1 protein-coding gene is annotated in these 571 nt (G+C 71.1%); it reads left to right on the forward strand.

Annotation, left to right across the window (positions count from 1 at the left end):
• On the forward strand, nt 1-571 hold a 571-nt coding region (locus AC5RT3_RS20625; protein ID WP_494125113.1), incomplete at both ends, for an L-serine ammonia-lyase, iron-sulfur-dependent, subunit alpha.

Below are 571 nucleotides of genomic sequence, written 5' to 3' on the forward strand. Positions count from 1 at the left end.
GCCCCGGACTGGTACGAACGGCTGCAGAAGGAAACCGCACACCCCGATACCCGCCGCGACCAGGACCAGGACGCTGCGTGGGACGCGGGCCCGTTCGACCCCAGGTACTGGCAGGAGTGGGTGAACCTGGTGGCGCTGGCGGTGAACGAGGAGAACGCCACCGGCGGCAGGGTAGTCACGGCGCCGACGAACGGGGCGGCCGGGATCATCCCGGCGGTGCTGTTCTACGCGCTGCACTTCGCCCCGGGCATGGACACCGCCACCCAGGCGGACCGCGACGACGTCGTGGTCCGGTTCCTGCTCGCCGCGGGGGCGGTGGGGGTGCTGTACAAGGAGCAGGCCTCGATTTCCGGGGCGGAGGTCGGCTGCCAGGGCGAGGTCGGGTCGGCATCGTCGATGGCCGCCGCCGGTTTGGCGGAGGTGATGGGCGGGTCCCCGGCGCAGGTGGAGAACGCGGCGGAGATCGCGATGGAACACAACCTGGGCCTGACGTGTGACCCGATCGGCGGGCTGGTCCAGGTGCCCTGCATCGAACGGAACGCGATCGCGGCCGCGAAAGCGATCAACGCCG

The organism is Arthrobacter sp. Y3221159 (genome assembly GCF_059089885.1).